This window comes from Rhizobium sp. BR 317 (assembly GCF_047445835.1).
GTDB lineage: Bacteria > Pseudomonadota > Alphaproteobacteria > Rhizobiales > Rhizobiaceae > Rhizobium > Rhizobium paranaense.
In genome coordinates, this window is record NZ_JARWLB010000007.1 from 31,461 (window position 1) to 48,057 (window position 16,597).

21 protein-coding genes are annotated in these 16,597 nt (G+C 59.8%); 6 read left to right on the plus strand and 15 right to left on the minus strand.

Going from position 1 to position 16,597, the window contains the following annotated elements:
- Positions 1–91: 91 nt before the first annotated feature.
- The 13 genes from fliP to flgF form a co-directional block, all read right to left on the minus strand.
- A complete protein-coding gene (gene fliP, locus QD357_RS12890) occupies positions 92–850 on the minus strand; it encodes a flagellar type III secretion system pore protein FliP (RefSeq protein WP_107106993.1) in 759 nt (252 codons plus the stop codon).
- The gene (gene fliL, locus QD357_RS12895) at positions 847–1,338 is read right to left on the minus strand and encodes a flagellar basal body-associated protein FliL (protein ID WP_107106992.1); all 492 of its coding nucleotides are present in this window, start codon (positions 1,336–1,338) and stop codon (positions 847–849) included. The genes fliP and fliL overlap by 4 nt, the downstream gene beginning before the upstream one ends.
- A 43-nt stretch (positions 1,339–1,381) precedes the next feature.
- On the minus strand, positions 1,382–2,095 hold the full coding sequence (gene flgH, locus QD357_RS12900) for a flagellar basal body L-ring protein FlgH (protein WP_107106991.1): 714 nt from the start codon (positions 2,093–2,095) through the stop codon (positions 1,382–1,384).
- Positions 2,092–2,628, minus strand: a complete 537-nt coding sequence (locus QD357_RS12905; protein ID WP_107106990.1) for a MotE family protein — start codon at positions 2,626–2,628, stop codon at positions 2,092–2,094. The genes flgH and QD357_RS12905 overlap by 4 nt, the downstream gene beginning before the upstream one ends.
- Entirely contained in the window at positions 2,625–3,743 is a 1,119-nt protein-coding gene (locus QD357_RS12910; protein WP_107106989.1) for a flagellar basal body P-ring protein FlgI, read from the minus strand. The genes QD357_RS12905 and QD357_RS12910 overlap by 4 nt, the downstream gene beginning before the upstream one ends.
- The gene (flgA, locus tag QD357_RS12915; protein ID WP_414124413.1) at positions 3,740–4,225 is read right to left on the minus strand and encodes a flagellar basal body P-ring formation chaperone FlgA; all 486 of its coding nucleotides are present in this window, start codon (positions 4,223–4,225) and stop codon (positions 3,740–3,742) included. The genes QD357_RS12910 and flgA overlap by 4 nt, the downstream gene beginning before the upstream one ends.
- A 35-nt stretch (positions 4,226–4,260) precedes the next feature.
- Positions 4,261–5,049, minus strand: a complete 789-nt coding sequence (flgG, locus tag QD357_RS12920; protein ID WP_107106987.1) for a flagellar basal-body rod protein FlgG — start codon at positions 5,047–5,049, stop codon at positions 4,261–4,263.
- A gap of 97 nt (positions 5,050–5,146) precedes the next feature.
- On the minus strand, positions 5,147–5,497 hold the full coding sequence (locus QD357_RS12925) for a flagellar hook-basal body complex protein FliE (RefSeq protein ID WP_107106986.1): 351 nt from the start codon (positions 5,495–5,497) through the stop codon (positions 5,147–5,149).
- The gene (gene flgC, locus QD357_RS12930) at positions 5,494–5,913 is read right to left on the minus strand and encodes a flagellar basal body rod protein FlgC (RefSeq protein ID WP_107106985.1); all 420 of its coding nucleotides are present in this window, start codon (positions 5,911–5,913) and stop codon (positions 5,494–5,496) included. Before flgC ends, QD357_RS12925 begins: the two co-directional genes overlap by 4 nt.
- Positions 5,914–5,929: 16 nt before the next feature.
- A complete protein-coding gene (gene flgB, locus QD357_RS12935; protein WP_107106984.1) occupies positions 5,930–6,322 on the minus strand; it encodes a flagellar basal body rod protein FlgB in 393 nt (130 codons plus the stop codon).
- Positions 6,323–6,439: 117 nt separating this feature from the next.
- Positions 6,440–6,985, minus strand: coding sequence for a flagellar protein (locus QD357_RS12940; RefSeq protein WP_107106983.1), 546 nt, complete (start codon positions 6,983–6,985; stop codon positions 6,440–6,442).
- 100 nt (positions 6,986–7,085) lie between these two features.
- Positions 7,086–8,477: a flagellar protein export ATPase FliI gene (gene fliI / locus QD357_RS12945; protein WP_107107055.1), complete on the minus strand. Its 1,392-nt coding sequence runs from the start codon at positions 8,475–8,477 to the stop codon at positions 7,086–7,088.
- Positions 8,478–8,489: 12 nt separating this feature from the next.
- Positions 8,490–9,224, minus strand: coding sequence for a flagellar basal-body rod protein FlgF (flgF, locus tag QD357_RS12950; RefSeq protein ID WP_107106982.1), 735 nt, complete (start codon positions 9,222–9,224; stop codon positions 8,490–8,492).
- A gap of 229 nt (positions 9,225–9,453) precedes the next feature.
- Between flgF and motA the strand changes: the two genes are divergently transcribed.
- The 6 genes from motA to QD357_RS12980 all read left to right on the plus strand — a co-directional run bounded on the left by motA (position 9,454) and on the right by QD357_RS12980 (position 14,588).
- Positions 9,454–10,326 (plus strand): flagellar motor stator protein MotA, encoded by an 873-nt coding sequence (gene motA / locus QD357_RS12955; RefSeq protein WP_107106981.1) that lies wholly within the window; start codon positions 9,454–9,456, stop codon positions 10,324–10,326.
- A 5-nt stretch (positions 10,327–10,331) separates the two neighbouring features.
- Positions 10,332–11,276 carry a FliM/FliN family flagellar motor switch protein gene (locus tag QD357_RS12960; protein ID WP_107106980.1) on the plus strand — a complete coding sequence of 315 codons (945 nt, stop codon included), beginning with the start codon at positions 10,332–10,334 and terminating at the stop codon, positions 11,274–11,276.
- 66 nt (positions 11,277–11,342) lie between these two features.
- On the plus strand, positions 11,343–11,879 hold the full coding sequence (gene fliN / locus QD357_RS12965; protein WP_107106979.1) for a flagellar motor switch protein FliN: 537 nt from the start codon (positions 11,343–11,345) through the stop codon (positions 11,877–11,879).
- A gap of 49 nt (positions 11,880–11,928) precedes the next feature.
- Positions 11,929–12,972: a flagellar motor switch protein FliG gene (gene fliG, locus QD357_RS12970; RefSeq protein WP_107106978.1), complete on the plus strand. Its 1,044-nt coding sequence runs from the start codon at positions 11,929–11,931 to the stop codon at positions 12,970–12,972.
- A gap of 93 nt (positions 12,973–13,065) precedes the next feature.
- Positions 13,066–14,145, plus strand: a complete 1,080-nt coding sequence (gene flhB / locus QD357_RS12975; RefSeq protein WP_107106977.1) for a flagellar biosynthesis protein FlhB — start codon at positions 13,066–13,068, stop codon at positions 14,143–14,145.
- Positions 14,146–14,150: 5 nt separating this feature from the next.
- Complete coding sequence (locus QD357_RS12980; RefSeq protein ID WP_104821987.1) at positions 14,151–14,588, plus strand: hypothetical protein; 438 nt, start codon at positions 14,151–14,153, stop codon at positions 14,586–14,588.
- A 225-nt stretch (positions 14,589–14,813) separates the two neighbouring features.
- Here QD357_RS12980 and visR read toward each other — a convergent pair whose 3' ends face one another.
- Both visR and visN read right to left on the minus strand, forming a co-directional pair.
- Positions 14,814–15,560, minus strand: coding sequence for a transcriptional regulator VisR (gene visR, locus QD357_RS12985; protein ID WP_107106976.1), 747 nt, complete (start codon positions 15,558–15,560; stop codon positions 14,814–14,816).
- An 11-nt stretch (positions 15,561–15,571) separates the two neighbouring features.
- Positions 15,572–16,309, minus strand: a complete 738-nt coding sequence (gene visN / locus QD357_RS12990) for a transcriptional regulator VisN (RefSeq protein ID WP_107106975.1) — start codon at positions 16,307–16,309, stop codon at positions 15,572–15,574.
- Between the last annotated feature and the right edge of the window lie 288 nt (positions 16,310–16,597).

The following is a 16,597-nucleotide window of genomic DNA, read 5'->3' on the forward strand; positions in this document are numbered from 1 at the left end:
GCTCCGCTCCCGATGACGGTCCGCCCAGTGGCAAGCGATTAAAGCATCCCGCTTTCAGGTGGAATCACCCGCAAGCGCAACGCACGGCGCTCTAGTGGAAAGATCGTACAAGGCTGCCGACCAGCAGATTCCAGCCGTCGATCAGCACGAAGAAAAGGATCTTGAAAGGCAGCGAGATCGATGTCGGCGGCAGCATCATCATGCCCATCGCCATGACGATGGTCGAGACGATCAGGTCGATGACCAGAAACGGCAGAACGACCAGGAAGCCGATTTCAAAACCACGGCGGATTTCCGAGATCATGAAGGCCGGGATCAGCACGCGGTAATCGATCTTGTTGTCGATCACCACCGTCTGCCCCCGCTCCTGCGCCAGATCGACGAAGAGCTTGATGTCCTTTTCGCGCGTGTTGTTCGACATGAAGGTACGGAAAGGCTCGGCGATGCGCTGGACGGCATCGGCCTCCGAAATCTGATTGGCAAGCAGCGGCTGCGCGCCATCCTTCCAGGCCTGATCGAAGGTCGGCGACATGACATAGAAGGTCATGAACAGCGCGAGGCTCAGCAGGATCATGTTCGACGGCGTGGTCGCGAGGCCCATGCCCGAACGCAGGATCGAGAAGGCGATGATGAAGCGCGGAAAGCTCGTCACCATGATGAGGATGCCGGGCGCGATCGACAGGATCGTCAACAGCCCGAAGGTGCGAATGATCCAAGCCGCGACCGACCCGTTCACCGGGACATTCAAGAGATCCGTCGGGAGCTGAGATGGCAATTGCTGCGCCATCGCCATTTCAGGCGAAAACGCAGCAGCAGCTAATATAAGTAAAGCAAGTAATAATCGACTCATTCGATCACGAAAGTTCTGAACATAACTTTCGATACCCGCCCTTCCGAGCGAAGGTCAACACGTTCCTGAATGTCATCCCGAAGATATTGGAAGCCACGCGGACCTTCGACCTGCTGCAGCGAAACGGTACGGACGTAGGCGAGGATATCCTCGTGGATGGCTTCCGCGAGCTGCTGGTCCGGCTTATCCTTGAACATCAGCGCGATTTCCAGCCGGATCCAGTTTTGGGAGGGATAGGCAAGATTGGTCGTGATCGGTTCGAGTTGGACGATGCCGTTCGCGCCCGCGGCAGCCGCAGCCTGCTTTTCACCTGTCGGCGCCTGCGGCGCGGCCTGTACCGCGGCCGTCGCCGTCTTGATCTGCGGCGCCACCATGTGGCCGAGGAACCAGCCGCCGCCGGCGCCGAGAGCCGTCAGGATCACCAGACCGATAATCATCATGATCAGCGGCGATCCCTTGCTTTTTTCCGATGCCTCTGCCGCTGCCATGTCTCTATCCGCCTGTTATCAAATAATACGTGCTGCCCGGCCGTCAGAGCGGCGACAGCAGATCGACCGCCTGCTGACCGCGCGGCGGCTGTTGCACTTCCGTCAGACGGCCACGGCCGCCGTAGGAGATGCGCGCTTCGGCGATCTTGTCATAGGAGATCGTGTTGTCCGCGGTGACGTCCTGCGGCCGGACGATACCAGCGACGTTCAGGATACGAATCTCCTGGTTCATCCGCACTTCCTGCGAACCGCTGATCATCAGGTTGCCGTTTTCAAGGACGCCGGTGACGACAGCGGCGACAAGCAGGGTAATCTGCTCGGACCGCTGCATCTTGCCCTTACCGTCGGTGCTGGTGTCGGAACCGGAGGTCGCGTCGGCATTGGTGCTCGGCTGCCAGCCAAAGATCTTGGCCGTGATGTTCCAGTTCATGTCGCTCTTGTTCGTGCGACTGCGATTGGTCTCGTTATCCCAGTTCGCCTTGTCGTTGATCGAGATATTGACCGTCAGGATGTCGCCGACATTGAGAGCACGCGCATCCTTGAAAAGGGCCGCCTGCGAATCGTTCCAGAGCGAGTAACCCTGCGCGACTTGATGCGGCCGCTTCGGATACTGCAGCATCTGCGGCGTCTGCGCATATTGCAGGCCGCTGCCGATCGGGCTCATGGCTGGCGCCCTACCGATTTCCTTCATTGCCTGCGACTGACAACCGGCAAGGAAAACGACGAGTGCGCAGGTGGCCGTAAGACGCATGTTCATGAGGGGTCCTTCGACTTCGATGTATTCGGATCGGACGCGCTGGAGATGATGTTGGTGACAACAGCCGCCTTCTGCGCATCCATCTCCGCCAGAATGAGACTCGACTGGCGGGCTGAGAGTTTCATGATGATGGCGGCCGCAACGGTCACCTTGACCTGATCAAGACTTGCCGCCGCCGCATCGGGCTTCATATTTTTGTAGATGTCGACTAGGCCGGAATCCGCGGTCTTCAGGAAATCGTCGCGCCGCTTCAGCCAGTCTTCGTATTCGGCCTTGCGCTTGTCCATCGTGGCAATGCGCTGGTCGACATCGGCCTGCAGCTTCTCAAGCTCCTGCTTCTGCAGCAGATAGCGCTGGTCGCGGGCCGGATCGGCGATGTTCGTGCAGAACTGCTTGATCTCGTCCTGGCTGGACGCCGGATCGGCGACCGGCTTCGGCGCTTCCTGCGCCGCCGCTGCCGAGACCGACAGCAGCAATGCCGTCGCGACGCATCCGGAGGTCAGCAATTTCCTGGCGATGGTGATCGTTGTCATTGCAGCACGAGCTCCGCTTGCAGGGCGCCGGCCGATTTGATGCCTTGCAGGATGGCGATGATGCCGTCCGGCTTGACGCCGATATTGTTCAGCCCGGAGACCAGCGTCTTCAGATCAGGTCCTTCAAGCACGGCGACACGGCCTCCGCTCTTGCTGGCGGTGATGTCCGTCTGATCCTGAACGGCCGTCTGACCGTTCGAGAAGGGTTCCGGCTGGACTATCTGCGGGTTTTCACTGACCTGGACCGTCAAGGTGCCGTAGCTGACCGCGACCGGCGAGACGCGGACATCGGCGCCGATGACGATCGTTCCGGTGCGTTCGTTGATGACGACCTTGGCGGGCGTGTCGGTCTGGACGTCGAGATTTTCGATATCCGCCATCAGCCGCGTCAGGTCGGCCATTTTCGGCTTCTCGATCGCGACCTCCTGGGAATCCTTGGCCTCGGCGATCGGAGCGCCGAAATGCGAGGTCGCCCAGGCATTCACCGTATCGGCGATGCGGATCGAGGTCGAGAAATCCGGATTGCGCAATTGCAGGACGAGATTGACGGAATCCTTGAAACGCGATGGCAGTTCGCGTTCGATGATGGCGCCGCCCGGCACTCGGCCGGCGGTGGTGGTGCCTTCGGTGACGCTGGCCGCAGCCCCTTGGGCCTGGAAGCCCGAGACGATGACCGAGCCCTGCGCCACGGCGTAGATCTGCCCGTCGGCGCCGCTGAGCGAGGTCATGATCAGCGTGCCGCCGCGAAGCGAGGTCGCATCGCCGAGCGAGCTGACCGTGACGTCGATGCGGCTGCCGGGGCTTGCGAATGGCGGCAGATTGGTCGTCACCATGACGGCAGCGGTATTCTTGGCGGCGGACTGGCCGCCCTGCGTCGAAATGCCGAGATTCTGCAGCATCGCGCGCATGGACTGTTCGGTAAACGGCGAGGAACGCAAGCCGTCGCCGGTCCCCTGGAGACCGACGATCAGGCCGTAGCCGATCAACTGGTTGTCACGGCCGGCCTGCAGCGAGGCTATGTCCTTGATGCGCGATTGCATCGCCAGGGCCGGATCGGCGATGATCAGGCTGGGCAATGCCAGCAAAACCCTGAGGAAATTACGAAGGCTTCTCATTTTGCGACCACTCGGATCGTACCGTTTTCGAGAACAGTGCCGCTGACAATAATGCCGGAGTCCAGATTGCGGGCTCGTACGCTATCGCCGACCGCGCCGTCATCCAGCGGTGTTCCAGCAGCGGTGATCGTCATGCTGCCCATGCTCATCACCAGACGGATATTGGAGCCACGCGTCACGGCGAAGGGCTGACGCAGGGCGGAAATGGAAATCGTGCGGCCCGGAAGAAGCGTCCGCTTCGACACCAACCCCGTGACATCGCGAAGCCGCTTGGCATAGTCGCCCGTGAGGTTGGGATTGGTGACCTCGACCTCTTCGAGCTGACCACTGCTGATGATATCGCCCGGATAAATCGTCTCGGTCGGCACGACGGCGGTCCCCAGGCTGGTGGCGTCGTTGCCGGTTGCGCCGGCGGGAGCGGCCGACACGAACACGACGGAGAGGCTCGCTGCGGCGAACCAGGCCATTGCTAAGCTTTTCATCCGGCGAAACCTCATGTTCGGCCCCCGTCCTCTCGTTACTTCAGATCTTTACTGACGATCTGCGCCATGTCGTCGGCGGTGGTGATGACCTTGGAATTCATCTCATAAGCGCGCTGCGCGGAGATCAGGTCGGTGATTTCCTTGACCGCATCGACGTTCGACGATTCCAGATAGCCCTGCTTCATGTAGGCAAAGCCGTTCTGGTTCGGATCGGAGACGACGGGATCGCCGGAGGCAGGCGTCTGCGTGAAGAGGTTGCTGCCCATCGGCTGCAAGCCCGCTTCGTTGACAAAGTTGGCGATCTGCAACTGGCCGAGAACGGTCGGCGTCGTCGCGGTGCCGATCGTTGCCGAGACCTGACCGGATTCGTTGATGGTGATGTTGGTGGCGTTGGTCGGGATCGTGATCCCCGGCTGCAGCACGTTGCCGTCAGCGGTCACGATCTGGCCGGTATCGCTCTTGTTGAACGAGCCGGCGCGGGTGTAGGCCGTCGTGCCGTCGGGCATCTGAATCTGGAACCAGCCGCGGCCGACCAGCGCGACGTCGAGATCGTTCTGGGTCTGCGACAGTTCGCCCTGGATCTGAATGTTGCGCACGGCTGTCGTCTGCACGCCGAGACCGATATTGGCGCCTTCCGGCACCACGGCCTGGTTCGGCCGGTTGGAAATGCCCTTGGCGCGTTCGGTCTGGTACAGAAGGTCCGAGAACTCGGCGCGGGAACGCTTGTAACCCGTCGTATTGATGTTCGCGATGTTGTTCGCGATCACTTCGAGGTTGGTCTGCTGGGCGTCCATGCCCGTCGCGGCAATAGCGAGCGCTCTCATGTCTTCGTCCTTCGAGCTAGAGCGTGATCCCGAAAGCCGCAAAGCGGCTTTGCACAAGATCGCGCCAAATCAAATAATGGGAGCGAGGCCACCCGCCCTAAATCTGCATTTTCGTAATATCGAGAAAGGCCGAAACGACCTTGTCGCGCAGCGCGATCGCCGTCTGCAGCGTCTGATCCGCCTGCATGACCTTGTCGACCACTTCGCGGGTGCTCATCGTGCCCTTGATACCGGCGAAGGAGGCGTTTTCAGCTTCCTTCAGCGTGTTGACCGTGTCTTTCGCCACGTTGGACATGACCGAGGCAAAGCTGGTTCCGGTCACGTTGCCGATTGTTGAGCCAAGCGTCGATGCCAGGCTGTTGGACGAAGAGGAGCTTTGGTCCGTAGTGATGCTGCCGAGACCGCGGACTGCCGAAAGGGAGGAAATATTCTTGATAGCGTCAATCATTGTGCATTCTTCAAGAGATCGATGGTGGAGTTGATGAGATCGCGCGACTGCTTGATCGTTTGCAGATTGGCCTCGTAGGAGCGATTGGCTTCGCGCATATCGGCCATTTCAACGAGAACGTTGACGTTGGGCATCTTGACATAACCCTTCGGGTCCGCCGCCGGATTGTCTGGGTCGTATTCCTGGATGAACTTGCTGGTGTCCTCGCCCAACTTCTTCACCCCAACCGTGGTCAGGTTGTTGGCGCGATCGAGCTCGGCGCCGAACGTCACGGTCTTGCGGCGATAGGGATCGGAACCGGGGGTGTCGCCCGTCGAACGGGCGTTGGCGATATTTTCGGAAACAACACGCAGGCGGGTCGATTGGGCCTCCAGGCCGGAGCCCGCAATCTTCAACGCAGCTGATAAAGGGTCCATAACATCTTCACTTCATCTATTGTTTTACGGTCATCAACATCATGCGATGAAAGGAGCTGACCAGCGCAGTGTTCAAACCGTACTGGCGCTGGATGTCGCCGGATTTGGCGAGTTCGTCTTCCAGACCGACGGTGTTACCCGACTCCTGGACGCCGATTTCCTGATTGAGCGACGCTTCCTCGACGTTGACGTCGCCGCTCTGGCTGAATTCATTGCCCGAAAAATGCGCCGGATTGGTCTTCGCCATGGCGACGTTCTGGTTGTCGAGAACGGCTTGAAACGGCGTGACATCCTTGGCGTGGTACTTCGGGGTATTGGCATTGGCGATATTGCCGGCAACGACCTCTTGGCGAACCTGGAGCCACTCGGATTGCCGCGAGGCCAAGTCAAAGAGCTGAATCGGTTGCATGGGCTTCTCTCCGTTCTTACAGCAGGACCCTAGAGGAATAATCTTGCGTGGGACTTGCGGGGAATGCGTTCTTGCTAAAGTCTTTACTAAGTCTGATACGCAGGCGATTGCGGGTTCTTAGTTGTGGCCGTAAACATCACCCGTGGAGGTGATGATGACCCACTTTCCGTCGCGCTGTTCGATCGTCGCCAGACGGCTGTTATCGGGCAGGATCGAGCCGACGCGCACGACATACATGCCGGTGTCATCCTCAATCAGCGCCCGGCCGTTTGCGACATGCAGCAAATGGAACGGTGACTTGCCGGGGAACGGCTGATCTTCGGCCGGCTGGCCCTTATCGTCCTCGCGCCCGACGTTGCTAATCGTCGCCGTCGTCAACGGATCGGGAGCGATAACCTTCGGCTCGTTCGGGTTCTTGTTGACCATGGCCAGCGGCGAGACGTTGACGATCTCGCGTCCCGGCCAGTTCGGCAGATCGCGGGTACGATCGCCCTCGGCGACGTGAATGCCGAACTTGTCGGGGTTCAGGAACACGTACCAGGGGAAGAAAGCCGAGATGCCAGCGAGCAACAGACCGGTGCCGGCCAAGGCCTTATCGGTGAAGGTCCGCTTTTTTACCGGCCTCAGCGGAGCGACCGGTTCGTCTGCGTCGGATTCTCTCACGTTCGGCCTCTCTCTCGGCATGGTCCGAAAGGCGCGAAGCGGTTTCGGACAGGATGATGCGAAATCAAATGGCAGGAGCGAACGACATTTCGCGGAAACATCATTTTGCTCTCGGCGGCTGGATGGACGCGGCCGAGCCGTTTTTCAACGCGGTCGCAAGATCGGTGAAGGCGTCAGCCGAGGGGCGTTCGCCGGGAGTCTGTTTCAGAATGTCGTAGATGATCGGCACCTGGCGGACGGCCATGTCGAGATCCGCGTCGCTGCCCTGGCGGTATCCGCCAATCAGGCGCAGGTCGCGGGTTTCCTCATAGCGGTGCACGAGTGCCTTCAGGCGCGAAACCAGCTTTTCCTGATCCGGCGTCCAGGCCTTGCGCGCCAGACGCGACACCGAGGCCAACGGATCGATCGGCGGATAACGTCCCTCTTCCGCCAGGCTGCGCTGCAGCACGATATGGCCGTCGAGAATGCCACGGGTGGAATCGGCGATCGGGTCGTTGTGATTGTCGCCGTCAACGAGGATGGAGATGATCGCGGTGATCGTGCCGGTTCCTTCCGGCCCCGGACCTGCACGCTCCAGGAGGCGTGGCAGCTCGGTGAAGACGGAGGCGGGATAACCGCGCGCGATCGGCGGTTCGCCGGACGCGGTCGCAACCTCGCGGATGGCATGGGCGAAGCGGGTGACGCTATCGACGATCAACAGCACGTTGTCGCCCTGATCGCGGAAATGCTCGGCGATGGTGATGGCCGACAACGGCGCCATCTTACGCAGCATCGGGCTCTCGTCGCTGGTCGCGACGATGGCGATCGACTTCTGCATGTGGGGACCGAGCGTGTCCTCGATGAATTCGCGGACTTCGCGGCCACGTTCGCCCACCAGCGCGATCACCACCTTGTCGAAAGCATTGGCGCGCGCCAGCATCGACAGCAGCGTCGACTTGCCCACGCCGGAACCGGCGAAAATGCCGAGACGCTGGCCAAGGCAGAGCGGAGAGAAGATGTCGATGGCGCGCACGCCAGTCTTGAAACCCGTCTCAACGCGTTTGCGCGTCATCGAGGGCGGCGCCGTATTGGAGATCGAGCGCGACTCCATGCCGGCCGTCAGCGGTCCCAGGCCATCGATCGGCTCGCCCAGCGAGTTGATCGTGCGCCCGCACCAGCTATCGGATGGAGCGATACGGAAGGCGCCTTTGCGGATGACCGTGTCGTGGATGCCGATCGGCTCGCCCGGCTCGATCGGGCAGACATAGGTCAGCTCCGGCTCGACGCGGACGACTTCACCGAGATGGATGCCGGTCGAGGAACGGTGGGCGACGAACTCACCAAGGCGCACATGCCTGGAAAGGCCTGCGACGGTGTAGTGGCCGGCCGCGATGGTGCGCACATGGCCACCATCGGCAACCGTGTTTTCCGCCATCAAATATTGATCCGCCAAGGCGGCCATACGCGAGAATCTCGGCGACATCGCGCCTTCAGGCATCCCATCCTCGAACATCATCCGACCCTCTTACTGGCTGCCGCCGAGGGTCTTGATCGCATCCGAGAGCGTGCCTTCGCTGCTGTTCGTCAACGTCGAGATATTGTCGAAGGCACGGCTGACTTCGATAAGCTGGGTCATTTCCCGCATGCCGTTGACGTTGGAGTTTTCGAGATACCCCTGGGCGATACCGACATTGGAGCGGTCGACAACAGACTGCGGCGTATCGGTCGGCAACACGCCGCTATTGTCATAGCGCAGGAAGCCCTTGCTGATATCAGAGCTGTAGAGCCCGATCTTGCCGACTGGCTTGCCGTTTTGCGCGATCGTGCCGTCCGCAGACACACTCGGTGCGCCGCCGCCGGGATCAAGCTGGATCGGTGCGCCGCCGGGGTCCAGTACTGGATAGCCGCGGGTGGAGACCAGGGCGCCGCTCTCGCTCATGGTAAATCGGCCGTCGCGCGTCAGAACCAGGCCTGCCGGCGTGTTGACGCCGAACCAGGCGTCACCCTTGACCGCAAAATCGAAGAGATTGCCGGTGTTTTGCAATTCGCCGTTGTCGGTGGAGAGATAGTCGTTGCCTTGCGAGACGAAGGCGACCTTGGCGTTGAGCTTGTTTTCGGTATTGCTAAGAACTTGATTGAACTTGACCTCGGTGCCACGAAAACCCGTGGTATTCACGTTGGCCATGTTATCGGCGATCGTCGTCAGACGCCGCTCGAGCGCCATCTGCGATGACAGCGCCACATAAATACCAGACTGCATTTTCAACGCCCTCCGGACATTGGAGAATAACGGGAAAGGAAACGCCAGATATTGCGGCGCTCCTACATTTCGTTAGCCGGGCGTGGATGCCCTTACCCGATACTCTGCCTGCATTGGCTTGTGCGAAGCTGACACGACGAAAAGCTTGTTGCGGTGCACGCCGAACAGCCTCACGCAAGGCAAGTCCCCTACTTGATCTGAGGAAGCAACGTTCAGGTGTGGACTGGCGATGAATATTATTATCGGATTTGTAGTGACCTGCGGCTGCATCATTGGCAGCTTCATGGCGATGGGTGGGCATGTGGACGCGCTGTTCCAGCCCTTCGAATTTGTCATCATCGCGGGCGCGGGCATCGGCGGCTTCATCATGGCCAATCCGATGAAGGTCGTGAAGGATTCCGGCAAGGCGCTGGGCGAAGCCTTCAAGCACTCGGTTCCGAAGGAGCGCAATTATCTGGACACGCTCGGCGTGCTCTATGCGCTGATGCGGGACCTGCGCACCAAGTCGCGCAACGAAATCGAAGCCCACATCGACAACCCGGACGAATCCGTGATCTTCCAGGCCGCCCCGACGGTGCTGAAGAACAAGGAACTGACGGCCTTCATCTGCGACTATGTGCGCCTCATCATCATTGGCAACGCCCGCTCGCATGAGATCGAGGCGCTGATGGACGAAGAGATCAACACCATCCTGCACGACAAGATGAAGCCCTATCACGCCATCACGATCATGGGCGATTCCTTCCCGGCCATCGGTATCGTCGCCGCCGTTCTCGGCGTCATCAAGGCCATGAGCCACATCAACGATTCGCCCGAAGTGCTCGGCCACCTCATCGGCTCGGCACTGGTCGGCACCTTCCTCGGTATTCTCCTTTCCTACTCCGTCTGCGCCCCCCTCGTGTCGCAGATCAAGGTCGTGCGCAGCAAGCAGCATCGCCTCTACGTGATCGTGAAGCAGACGTTGCTCGCCTACATGAACGGCTCCGTACCGCAGGTGGCGCTCGAATATGGCCGTAAGACCATCTCCTCCTACGAACGTCCGTCGATCGACGCCGTCGAGCAGGAAATGATGAACCCCGGCGGTGAGAGCAAGGCGGCCTGACGATCATGAGCCAGGAATCACAAGCCAAGGTACAGACGATGGATCGCGCCCTCTTCGCCAAGCTGACCGGCGGCCTCGGCGACCAGGCAACCATTGGAAAGCTCGCCGCTGCCTTCGGTCAGGTCTACAGCGAATTCCTCCCCGACTTCATCAAGACCGAAAGCGGTCTCGATGTGTCCGTCGCCTATGCCGGCTGCCAGTCGGGATTGATGAACGATCTCATCGCCGGCCTCGGCGGCAACTGCGCGCTTGTGAACGGTTCCCTGCGCAACTGGGCGCCGAAATTCGTTCTCGGCTGCGGCACAGGCTTCATCATGACCATGATGGAGCACTTGCTGGGCGCGCTGCCGGAGACGATCGAAGCGCCCGTCGCGCGGCCGCTTTCGATCATCGAGCTCGACCTTGCCGTCATGGTCTTCGACAAGATCGCCAATGTGCTGCGCTCGGCCGTCAACGCATCCGGTGGTTTCGAACCCAATCTGGACGCGCCGTTTAACGTCGAGAACCGCCCGAAGCCCGCTGCCGACCAGGCTGACGAATTCGCCGCTGCCATCACGATGACGATTGCGCTCGGCAAGACCGTCTCGGAAATCATCGTCATCATCCCGCAGCAGGTTCTGCTGCGCACCGTGGTCAGCGTGCCCAAGGCGAAGAACCCATCCGCGGCGTCGGAAGCATGGACGGAGCAGCTCAGCGAACAGGTGCGTCGCTCGCAGGTGACGCTGGAAGCGCGCATCCGGCTGCAATCGCTGACGCTGAACACGATTTCCAGGCTCGCCGTCGGCGACGTCATTCCCTTCATGGACACGGATGATGTCCGCGTCGAGGTCAGCGCCAACAGCAAGGACCTCTACATCTGCGAATTCGGCCGCTCGGGCGAAAATTATACGGTGCGCGTCAAGGACAATGTGAATTCCGACGACGAGCTTCTTCGACACCTGATGAATTGACCGGCTGGCGGGTGGCCTCTCCACCCACGGCAGCTTGAGGCAAGTTTCAACTGGAATAGTGATTTCATGGTTAGGAAGACGACACAGAAAAGCAGCGAGGAATCGCTGGAAGTTGAAAACAGCGACGCCGCACTGGATGAGGCCATCGACGGCCTGCGCGGCGTGCTGAAGAAAGACACCGACGGCGGCATGCCGGATTTCGATGCCGATGCATTCGGCGCCGAGCCGGGCACGGATCTTTCGGCCTTCGGTGGCGATTTCGGAGACGACAACGCAGGCTCCGCTTTCGGCGGCGGCGATTTCGGCGGTTCCTCCTTCGCCGAACCGGCCGCTCCGGGCAGCGCGCTGACCGCCAATCTCGACCTGATCATGGATATCCCGATCGATGTTCAGATCGTGCTTGGCAGCAGCCGCATGCAGGTCTCCGGCCTGATGAACCTGACCGAAGGCGCGATCATCGCCCTCGACAAGAAGATCGGCGAGCCCGTCGAAATCACCGTCAATGGCCGCAGAATCGGCCGGGGCGAAATTACCGTGCTGGAACATGATGACACCCGCTTCGGTATCAAGCTCATTGAAGTATCGAATACGAAAAAAGCCTGAACCCGGTTCAGAATAAGCCCACTCCCTGTTTGGGACGGAGACGAAGACCATGATGGACTTTGACGATTTCAGCGGTGCGCTCACCGAGAAACCGTTAACTCAGGCTGAAAAGGCCGCAGCCGTTCTTCTTGCCATGGGAAAGCAGGTGGCGGGACGGCTGCTGAAGTATTTCACGCAGCATGAATTGCAGCTTATCATTGCCTCGGCGCAGTCGCTGAGGCTTATTCCGCCGGACGAGCTGGCGCAGCTCGTCGCGGAATTCGAGGATCTCTTCACCGAAGGCGCGGGTCTGATGGACAACGCCAAAGCAATCGAGAGCATCCTCGAGGAGGGCCTGACACCCGACGAGGTCGACAGCCTTCTCGGCCGGCGCACGGCCTTCCAGGCTTACGAGACCTCGATTTGGGACCGCCTCGGCGAGGCGGATCCGACCTTCGTCGCGAAGTTCTTCCTACGTGAGCATCCGCAAACCATCGCCTATGTGCTGTCGATGATGCCGTCCTCTTTCGGCGCCAAGGTTCTGCTGCAACTGCCGGAGGCGCAACGCGCCGACATCATGAACCGCACCGTCAATCTCAAGGATGTCAGCCCGAAAGCGGCTCAGATCATCGAAAACCGCGTGCTGGGGCTGATGGCGGAAATCGATGCCGAACGCAATGCTGCCGGTTCGACGAAGGTGGCGGAGCTGATGAACGAGCTGGACAAGCCCCAGGTCGACACGCTGCTCACCTCGCTGGAAACACTCAACAAGGAATCGGTCGACAAGGTACGCCCGAAGATCTTCCTCTTCGACGACCTCACGCTCATGCCGCAGCCGAGCCGCGTCATGCTGCTCAACGACATCGCGGCCGACATCCTCACCATGGCGCTGCGCGGCTCCTCGGCGGAGATTCGCGAGATCGTGCTCAGCTCGATCAGCCCGCGCCAGCGCCGCATGATCGAATCCGATCTGCAGATGAGCAATACGGGCATCAACCCGCGCGAAATCGCTATCGCGCGGCGCGCGATCGCCCAGGAAGCCATCCGGCTTTCCAACTCCGGCCAGATCGAACTCAAGGCAAAAGACAAGACGCCTGTGGAAGAAGCCGCGTGACCTCAGCGCGACTCACCTAAATCGTCTTAGACTATTCAAAACAAGGCCGTGCATGACGCACGGCCTCTTTCCGTTTCATGAAGGACGGCTGCTTTGGCTGACGAAGACAAGGACAGTAAAACAGAGAAACCGACGGAGAAAAAACTCCGCGACACTATGGAGAAGGGCAATGTCCCTCACTCCAAAGAAGCAACGCTCTTCGCGTCGATGCTTGCAACCGTCATCTACGTCACCTTCTTCCTGCCAGGGCGCATGGGGCGCATGGGCGAGGTGCTGCGCGATCTCTTCGAAAAACCCGATCAGTGGCGGCTCGATACAGGGCCGGACGTCATTTCCCTGTTCATCCGTATCGGCTGGGAAGTCGGCAACCTCTTGCTGCCCGCCGTCGTGCTGTTCTTCGTCTTCGGCATCGGCTCCTCGCTGTTCCAGAACCTGCCGACACCCGTTCTCGACCGCATCCAGCCACAGTTTTCCCGCATATCGCCGGTCGCCGGCTGGAGCCGCATCTTCAGCACATCGGGTTTCGTGGAATTCGGCAAGTCGCTTGCCAAGATCTTCGTGGTCGGCGTCATCATGTTCTTCGTGCTGCGCGGCCAATTCTTCCATGCAATCGATTCGCTGGTTTCCGATCCGCAGACGATCTTTGTGCGGCTGTCGACCATCATCCAGAGAATTCTGACCATCGTGCTGCTGGCAACCGCCATCGTCGCCATCGGCGACGTGCTCTGGACCCGTTTCCATTGGGTCGATCAGTTGAAAATGACGAAGCAGGAGGTCAAGGAAGAATTCAAGCAATCCCAGGGCGACCCGATCGTCAAATCGCGCCAGCGCTCGATTGCCCGCGACCGTGCCCGCCGGCGCATGATGAAGCAGGTGCCGCGCGCCACTTTGGTGATTGCCAACCCGACTCACTTCGCCGTAGCGTTGCGTTATGTGCGCGAGGAAAACGACGCACCCATCGTCGTCGCCAAGGGACAGGACCTCATCGCCCTCAAAATCAGAGAGATTGCCGAGGCAAACGGCATTCCCGTCTTCGAAGATCCGCCACTCGCGCGCTCCATGTTTGCGCAAGTCTCGGTAGATAGTGTCATCCCGTCAGTGTTTTACAAGGCCGTCGCAGAACTGATTCATAGGATCTATGCCGCGCAGTCGAATAGAAAACGGGTACGATAAATCGAATGAAAAAATCCCCCTACTCTGCCCAACGTGAACAAATTCTGGCCGAAGCCATCAGCCCGGTCGCCAGCGAATTGCGGCTCCTCGACGCGGCCGATCTGATTTCGCTGCTGCGCTTCGAGCGCTATGGCAATCTCGCCGACCTCGTGGCTTCGGCGGCTGAGCTTTATTTCCATCCGGGCACTGTCAATTTCGGCCTCGGGGGCGACTACAAGCTCGAATGGGGTGGGCCGGCGGAAGTCACCATCGACCTCGAAATCAAACCGCGCGGCGTCACCGTCTATGCCAAGCTGGCGCTCGCGGAACATCATGCCGGCATCGAGATCAACCACATCGCCTTCGATAAAGCCTCGGCCGATCCGGACGAGAACACCGCGCTCCTCGCCCGCAGCCTGCGGGACGCCCGCTACGCGATCGGCGGAACGACGCGCGCAGCCTGAAGAAGGCTCAAACCATCCCAAATTTCATGATGAATGTCCGCTGAGGTAGCTCAGCATTGGTGCGGTTCGGCCTTTCAAGGAGGCGCAGAACCGCACCATCTTTTTGCTTTTCCAAAATTCCAGGGAAGATCCTGTCCGTTATGGGATCACCTGGCGGCGGATAAGATGCTTTGGATTCAAAAGACCGGAACCGGCCCTTATGCGTCCCCGTGAACGCCCGCCGGCTTAGCTGATATAGCCGAAGCGGATGGCTTTCGCGATTGCCTGAATGCGGTTGACGCTGTCGAGCTTGATCGTCGCCGAACCGAGATAGGCGTTGACGGTATGCACCGACAATCCCAGCTTTTCGGCTATTTCCTCACTGATCCGGCCATCGCCGGCAAGCTGCAGACAGGCGATCTCGCGCTCGCTCAGCGCTTCGGCGGCCGGCGATCGGCGTTCGTCCAGTGACAGGAGATCCATCATGATCTGGCAGCTACGGCCATGCAGCTCGACGATCATATCGCTCGTGAGATCCATGAATTTCGCGGCGAACACGACATAGCCGTTGCCAACCGATCCCAGACGCACCGGAAAAGCGACGCCGGCAAAGGGCAGGAGATGCGGCTTCAGACGCTGCGTGAAAGAGGCAAAGTCGGGCGTCTCGGCCGTGCTGTCGCTATCACGGCCGTTCCACATCAGCGGCAGCAACGACTTTTCGATATGCTCGATCATCGCCTCCCCATAGGCTTCGACGAAGGCCTTATTGACGACGGTGTTGGTMGAGCCCCAGTTTTCCAACTCACAGACCAGGCGCTGCTTGCTCGGCAGGCCGGAGCCGCTAAGGCGATAAACCGCAAAATTCTGCGCGTCGATCAACTTCTGCATCGACACCAGTTTCGGGAAGAGATCAGACCGGCTCGATATCCGATGCGAACGGCCGAGCCTTGCTTCGCTTGGCGTGTCCGTCGTCCTAACCGGCTGATATCGCATTCAATAGGCTTTCAAACGAGGTTGTTTCTGACAGCAAAGGCGATCGCTTCCGATCGCGTCTTGGTCGCGGTCTTGCGCATGACGCTGGTGATATAGTTGTTGATGGTGTTTCTGGAGATGCCGAGGATCATGGCGATCTCGTCGCTCGTCTTGCCCTCTGCAATCCAGAACAAGCATTCAAGCTCACGCTCGGTGAGATCGAAATCACGCTCGGACTTGCCCTCCGCGCAGCGCGTGAAGCTCGCGAAGTAACCCGACAGCAGTCCCACGTCACGCAGCCGCTCGGGCGACAGCAGCAGGCCATCACGGGCAAGCAGCATCAGCGAAAAGCGTGTGCGCCCCACATTGAAGGTCAGCGAGCAATATTGGCGGCTGACGCCTTCCGGCAACTCAACATCGTCAGGCAGGTAAGCAAAATTCGGCTGGAACAGCGACATGCATTTCTCAAGCTCGCCGGTGCGGCCGTAGCCGCTGGTGAGTTCGGAAGCAAGACGCCGGACAAGATCGAAAGGCCAATCGGAGGACACGACGAAATCGAGGCCGCTCTCCTGGATCAGGTCGCAGCGGGCCAGCAGATAATGGGAGGCGCCGACATAGTCGGTGAGCAGACGCAGGCCGGATTGGAGATAGGCCGGGCCGGCAATGGCGCTCAATTGCTGAATGAGCTGATCGCGCGACATCGCATTGGCGGACGCGGCCAATCGCATATCCTTCTCGCCCTTGCTCCCCTGCAATATCTGCATGTCCATTTTTTGCATTTCCTGCCGCTGTCAGGCGCTCAAACGCCAACGAGAGCATTGCTCGGTCTGGACCCGGCACATAAACCTCGAAGATAGCGTCGATCTTCAAAAAGGCGTCTGCGCCAACTCAATTTGCTACTGCATCCATACGAGTCCCTGCGGACGCACGGCGCAGTAAGCGCGCTAATATATAAATTCGGTTTCGGCAAATCGCATTGGCGCGAATCGCTGAAATCATGATCAACTGACTATAGACTGATTTCCCCGCGCACCGGCATCTCCAAAATAGTCTGAATT

Excerpts from the sequence above, each read along its gene's own strand:
- fliP (WP_107106993.1), bottom strand. The coding sequence starts at position 850 with ATGAGTCGATTATTACTTGCTTTACTTATATTAGCTGCTGCTGCGTTT.
- fliL (WP_107106992.1), bottom strand. The coding sequence starts at position 1,338 with ATGGCAGCGGCAGAGGCATCGGAAAAAAGCAAGGGATCGCCGCTGATC.
- flgH (WP_107106991.1), bottom strand. The coding sequence starts at position 2,095 with ATGAACATGCGTCTTACGGCCACCTGCGCACTCGTCGTTTTCCTTGCC.
- QD357_RS12905 (WP_107106990.1), bottom strand. The coding sequence starts at position 2,628 with ATGACAACGATCACCATCGCCAGGAAATTGCTGACCTCCGGATGCGTC.
- QD357_RS12910 (WP_107106989.1), bottom strand. The coding sequence starts at position 3,743 with ATGAGAAGCCTTCGTAATTTCCTCAGGGTTTTGCTGGCATTGCCCAGC.
- flgA (WP_414124413.1), bottom strand. The coding sequence starts at position 4,225 with ATGAAAAGCTTAGCAATGGCCTGGTTCGCCGCAGCGAGCCTCTCCGTC.
- flgG (WP_107106987.1), bottom strand. The coding sequence starts at position 5,049 with ATGAGAGCGCTCGCTATTGCCGCGACGGGCATGGACGCCCAGCAGACC.
- QD357_RS12925 (WP_107106986.1), bottom strand. The coding sequence starts at position 5,497 with ATGATTGACGCTATCAAGAATATTTCCTCCCTTTCGGCAGTCCGCGGT.
- flgC (WP_107106985.1), bottom strand. The coding sequence starts at position 5,913 with ATGGACCCTTTATCAGCTGCGTTGAAGATTGCGGGCTCCGGCCTGGAG.
- flgB (WP_107106984.1), bottom strand. The coding sequence starts at position 6,322 with ATGCAACCGATTCAGCTCTTTGACTTGGCCTCGCGGCAATCCGAGTGG.
- fliI (WP_107107055.1), bottom strand. The coding sequence starts at position 8,477 with ATGTTCGAGGATGGGATGCCTGAAGGCGCGATGTCGCCGAGATTCTCG.
- flgF (WP_107106982.1), bottom strand. The coding sequence starts at position 9,224 with ATGCAGTCTGGTATTTATGTGGCGCTGTCATCGCAGATGGCGCTCGAG.
- motA (WP_107106981.1), top strand. The coding sequence starts at position 9,454 with ATGAATATTATTATCGGATTTGTAGTGACCTGCGGCTGCATCATTGGC.
- QD357_RS12960 (WP_107106980.1), top strand. The coding sequence starts at position 10,332 with ATGAGCCAGGAATCACAAGCCAAGGTACAGACGATGGATCGCGCCCTC.
- fliN (WP_107106979.1), top strand. The coding sequence starts at position 11,343 with ATGGTTAGGAAGACGACACAGAAAAGCAGCGAGGAATCGCTGGAAGTT.
- fliG (WP_107106978.1), top strand. The coding sequence starts at position 11,929 with ATGATGGACTTTGACGATTTCAGCGGTGCGCTCACCGAGAAACCGTTA.
- QD357_RS12980 (WP_104821987.1), top strand. The coding sequence starts at position 14,151 with ATGAAAAAATCCCCCTACTCTGCCCAACGTGAACAAATTCTGGCCGAA.
- visN (WP_107106975.1), bottom strand. The coding sequence starts at position 16,309 with ATGGACATGCAGATATTGCAGGGGAGCAAGGGCGAGAAGGATATGCGA.